7 protein-coding genes are annotated in these 4,937 nt (G+C 42.4%); all 7 read left to right on the top strand.

Features of this window, described 5'->3' with window-relative positions; genetic code table 11:
* On the top strand, positions 1-185 hold a 185-nt coding region (locus AB1L08_RS21580), incomplete at its 5' end, for a hypothetical protein (protein WP_413066656.1).
* 23 nt (positions 186-208) lie between these two features.
* Positions 209-1,501 carry a CitMHS family transporter gene (locus AB1L08_RS21575; RefSeq protein WP_413066655.1) on the top strand — a complete coding sequence of 431 codons (1,293 nt, stop codon included), beginning with the start codon at positions 209-211 and terminating at the stop codon, positions 1,499-1,501.
* A gap of 29 nt (positions 1,502-1,530) precedes the next feature.
* The gene (locus AB1L08_RS21570) at positions 1,531-2,838 is read left to right on the top strand and encodes an acyclic terpene utilization AtuA family protein (protein WP_413066654.1); all 1,308 of its coding nucleotides are present in this window, start codon (positions 1,531-1,533) and stop codon (positions 2,836-2,838) included.
* A 4-nt stretch (positions 2,839-2,842) separates the two neighbouring features.
* On the top strand, positions 2,843-3,160 hold the full coding sequence (locus AB1L08_RS21565) for an AtuA-related protein (protein WP_413066653.1): 318 nt from the start codon (positions 2,843-2,845) through the stop codon (positions 3,158-3,160).
* Positions 3,161-3,306: 146 nt separating this feature from the next.
* Positions 3,307-3,690 (top strand): GntR family transcriptional regulator, encoded by a 384-nt coding sequence (locus AB1L08_RS21560; RefSeq protein WP_413066652.1) that lies wholly within the window; start codon positions 3,307-3,309, stop codon positions 3,688-3,690.
* On the top strand, positions 3,687-4,598 hold the full coding sequence (locus AB1L08_RS21555; protein ID WP_413066651.1) for an ABC transporter ATP-binding protein: 912 nt from the start codon (positions 3,687-3,689) through the stop codon (positions 4,596-4,598). Before AB1L08_RS21560 ends, AB1L08_RS21555 begins: the two co-directional genes overlap by 4 nt.
* On the top strand, positions 4,570-4,836 hold the full coding sequence (locus AB1L08_RS21550; RefSeq protein ID WP_413066650.1) for a hypothetical protein: 267 nt from the start codon (positions 4,570-4,572) through the stop codon (positions 4,834-4,836). Before AB1L08_RS21555 ends, AB1L08_RS21550 begins: the two co-directional genes overlap by 29 nt.
* Positions 4,837-4,937 lie beyond the last annotated feature (101 nt).

The following is a 4,937-nucleotide window of genomic DNA, read 5'->3' as shown; positions in this document are numbered from 1 at the left end:
CACGCCTTCAACAGACAAGTGAAACCGTCATTGCCCTCCAGTTCTTGGTCATGAACCTTGAAAAGATCCTTCGGGATACTTTTTTTCCTTTTTTTTATTTTTTCATTCGACGGCTATTTTTATTTCAGAACTGCGAGTGGCAAACTATTGATCAAAATAAAGGTTGTTCAGTAAGCCCTATGTAAGCGCTAAAAAAGGAGGAATTGCTTTGTTGGCATTATGGGGATTTTTAACAATAGCCATTTTTTTGTACTTGATTCTTTCGAAGAGAGTTTCAGTCATCGTTGCGTTAATCCTGGTTCCAGTTATTTTTGGGTTATTAACGACAAATCTAAAGTCTTTGGGTGAGATGATTTTGGAAGGAGTCTCAGGGGTGGCTCCAACAGGCATTATGCTGGCTTTTGCCATTTTGTTTTTCGGGCTGATGGGCAAGGCAGGCTTATTTGATCCTGTCATTTCAAGAGTCTTGAAACTTGTGAAAGGAGATCCGCTCAAAATTGTCATGGGAACGGCATTTATCGGCATGCTTACACATCTTGATGGGTCCGGTGCCTCCACATTTTTAATTACCATTCCGGCTTTGCTCCCATTATATGAAAAACTGGGCATGAGCCGTCTTGTTTTGGCGGGGGTTGTGGCATTAAGTGCAGGCACGATGAATATCGTTCCATGGGGCGGCCCGACGGCACGGGCAGCGAGCGCATTGGGTGTGGAAACCACGGAACTATTTAATCCGGTCATACCTGCAATGCTGGTTGGACTCGTTTGGGTGTTGTTTGTGAGCTATATTTTGGGAAAAAGGGAGCAAAAAAGATTGGGGATTCAGCAATCTGAAAATATTTTTACTCAAGAATTAAGCAAAGAAGATATCGAGGCCAGAAGGCCAAAGCTGTTTTGGGTAAATTTGGGATTGACGATTGTAACGCTCATTGCGCTGGTTAAGGTATGGCTTCCACTTCCAATTGTGTTCATGGTTGCTTTTGCGATAGCGCTTATCATCAATTATCCGAACCCCAAAGATCAGCAAGAGCGGATTACTGAACAAGCAACAGGGATGGTTACTGTAGTTTCGATTATTTTTGCAGCAGGAATATTCACGGGAGTACTGACAGGTACTGGCATGATTGAAGCAATGGCCAAGGCTTTGGTAAATATGATTCCTGAAAGTACCGGTTCGTTTATGGCTCTTTTTGTGGCCATAACGAGTATGCCGTTAAGCCTTGTGTTTACACCCGACGCATACTATTTTGGAGTTCTCCCGATATTAAGTGAAACAGCCTCTGCTTATGGTATTGAGCCTGTCATTATTGGGCGTGCTGCCATTTTGGGGCAAATGACAACGGGATTTCCATTGAGTCCACTAACCGCTTCTACATTTTTATTATTAGGGCTGGCAAGAGTTGAATTGGCTGATCATCAAAAGTTTATATTTGGCTGGGCATTCGGAACAACGATCATCATGACTATCGTTGCATTTTTGACAGGTGCCATCACGATATGATTTTGTCACATTAAAAAGGAGTGTTAAGCTTGTTGCGAATTGGATCAGGTGCAGGTTTTGCCGGTGATCGGTTTGAACCGGCAAAAATTTTGATAGAAAGAGCAAACTTGGATTACCTCATATTAGAAGGATTGGCGGAAAGGACAATTGCGCTTGCTCAAAAACAAAAAAGGAAAGACCCGAATCTTGGTTACAATGAATACCTGGAGGAACGTATTCGCAGTTTACTTGCCTCTTTAATTAAAAATAAAGTTCGTCTCATCACCAATATGGGAGCCGCCAACCCGCTTTCCGCAGCGAAAAAAATGATGCAAATTGCCGGAGAGATGGGGATAAAATGCAGGGTCGCAGCAGTGATGGGCGATGATGTAACACACCTTATAAAGGAAGATTCGAGAGTACTGGAGAACGGAAAGAAGCTCCATGAGTATCAACCGATCATATCAGCAAATGCTTATCTTGGGATAGAAGCACTTCTTCCCGCATTAGCTTCGGATGCAAATATCATTGTTACAGGGCGAGTATCAGATCCATCTCTTTTCCTGGCTCCCATTGTTCATTACTACAAATGGGATACCAAAAATTATGATTTATTGGCCAGAGGAACACTTGTAGGCCATTTATTAGAATGTGCAGGACAAATTACGGGAGGGTATTTTGCAGATCCTGGCCGAAAAGATGTTGATAAGCTTGCCCATTTGGGATTTCCCTACGCAATTGTTCAACCAGACGGAACTGCAGTTATCACGAAGCCTTCGGAAACAGGCGGAACAGTAAACTTGCAAACTGTTAAAGAGCAGCTTTTATATGAAGTTCATGATCCTGAAAATTACGTTACACCTGATTGTATTGCAAATTTTTATAATGCAACGTTAAGAGAGATTGGGCAAGATCAGGTTCTTGTAAAAGGTGCAACCGGAAAAGAAAGGCCTGATACATTAAAGGTTTCTGTTGGCTATCATGCCGGTTATTTGGGGGAAGGTGAAATTTCGTATGCGGGATCGACAGCTTTGCAGCGTGGAAGGCTGGCAGAGAACATTATTAGTGAAAGACTAAAAGGTAAATACCATAAATTCAGAACAGATTTAATAGGTGTATCTTCCCTGCATCACGCCCAAATAGGCGACCATGTTCCGTACGAAGTACGGCTAAGAGCTGCGGCGTTATGTAAAACGCAAAAAGAAGCCGAAAGAGTGGGGCACGAAGTTGAAGCGCTGTATACAAATGGTCCTGCTGGTGGAGGAGGAGCTAGAAAGAGAACAGAGGAAGTCATCGGAGTCGTTTCGGTACTAATCGATCGATCATTACCGGAAATGAAAACGGCCGTTTTGGGGTGAGAGAATGAAAAAAGTAAAATTAATTGATGTTGCACATAGTCGTACAGGTGATAAAGGCAATACTTTAAACTTTTCGCTCATTCCTTACAAAGAAGAGGACTATGAATGGCTTGCGGAGCAAGTCACCCCTGAAAAAGTAAAAGAACATTTGAATCATATCATTAAAGGAAAAGTGACACGTTACGAATTACCAAAAATAAAAGCTTTTAATTTTGTATGCGAAGAAAGCCTTAAAGGAGGGGTTACAACTTCCCTTGCCCTGGATACACATGGAAAAAGCTTAAGCAGTGCCTTGCTGGAAATGACAATAGATCAAAAATAAATCAAACGTTTGATTAAGACCGGCTCCACCTGGGAGACCGGTCTTTTTTATGCCTATCATTTCAATTTCCTATTGCAATTTATTTTTGAATCGTATATAGTACATTACAACAGTAATGCACTAATCCTGGAAGGGGGATCGGTGTGATGATTAATGCGGATCATACGAAGCCGATCTATATTCAGATTTCCGAGTGGCTGGAAAATGAGATTATCGGCGGGCGCTTTAAAAATGATGAAAAGGTATTTTCCCAGTATCAGCTGGCGGATATGTTCAACATCAACCCGGCAACCGCCGCCAAGGGGCTGAATATATTGGCAGATGAACAAATTTTATATAAAAAACGCGGGCTCGGCATGTTTGTCGCCCGGGGCGCAAAAGAAAAAATCATCGCGAAACGTAAAAATGAAACGTTAAAAGGACTAATTCATGAACTTGTCCTGGAAGCGGAAAGATTGCAAGTGTCTGAGCAGGAGTTGATCGACATGATCAAAAATGTTCAGGCTGAAAGAAGGAGTGGGGAACAGTGAATGTCATCGAGTGCAGGGACTTAGTGAAAAAATACAGGAGAAATCAAGTATTGGATCATTTGTCGCTAACGATTGAAGATCATAAGCTGACGGGGTTGATTGGCAAAAACGGTGCAGGAAAAACGACGTTGTTAAAAATCATGGCAGGATTTATTCGCCCGACTTCCGGCGAGGTAAAAGTATTCTCCAAAAACCCTTTTAACAGTTTGTTTGTGTCTGCCAACAGCATTATGATCGATGATCAAACGGGCTTTCCCCATGGATTGACTTTAGCCGATATATTGGAGGAAGCGGATCGTTTCTATGAACACTGGAATCCGGAGCTCGCTCAAAGGCTGTTCGATTATTTTTCATTTAAACCAAACATGCATCACGGCCATTTATCCAAAGGGATGAAAAGCACATTCAATATGATTGTGGGGCTTGCCGCCCGCTGCCCTTTAACCATTTTCGATGAGCCGGCAACGGGGATGGATGCAGGCGTTCGAAAAGACTTTTATCGGGCATTGTTAAAAGAATATATCGCCCATCCGCGTACGATCATTATATCAAGCCACCATTTGGAGGAGATTGAGGATTTGTTGGAAGATGTCATTCTTTTAAAGGACGGGAAAGTGTATTTTCATTTGCCCGTCTCCGAGTTAAAAGAATGGGCCATTGGCATGCAGGGAAAAACGCCTGTTGTCAAAAAGTGGACGGCTGGAAAGGATTGGCTTTACCACAAAGAGATTGCACCGGGCAGGATTTATGTGGTCGTACAAAATGATTATTCCGATACAGAGGTCCATCAGGCCCGGTCGGAAGGAATTGAGTGCTCTCGCGTTTCTGTGACGGATACGTGTGTTTACTTGACCAGGAATCAAAAAGGGGGAATTGATGATGTCTTTAACCGAGCCGAATTTATTTGACATTATCAAAAAACAATATGCGTTTAAGTTGAGGGCGTTTATGGGTGTGTTTATTTCACTTGCCGCCACACAGCTCCTCGGTATGTTATTTTCAATTGGAGGAGTCAGTTCTTACGGAACATCCAGCAATAACATGTCCGTCACCGTCATGTATTTTTCCGCAGACATGACCATTATCTTTACGAACGACTGGCAGAAGGCCCGGCATTTCAATGTCGGGATGAATGCAGAAACATAGGTTTAAAAAGAAATCGGCTCTTGTTTTTATTTTTTAAATATTGTATCATTAATATAGAATGTATGTTCGGAGGTCCGGGTGAATATGGCGAAAAAAGGTCC

The organism is Siminovitchia jepli (assembly GCF_047228825.1).
GTDB lineage: Bacteria > Bacillota > Bacilli > Bacillales > Bacillaceae_C > Siminovitchia.
The sequence above is the reverse complement of the archived record's forward strand: the minus strand, read 5'-3'. Positions and strand labels throughout refer to the sequence as shown.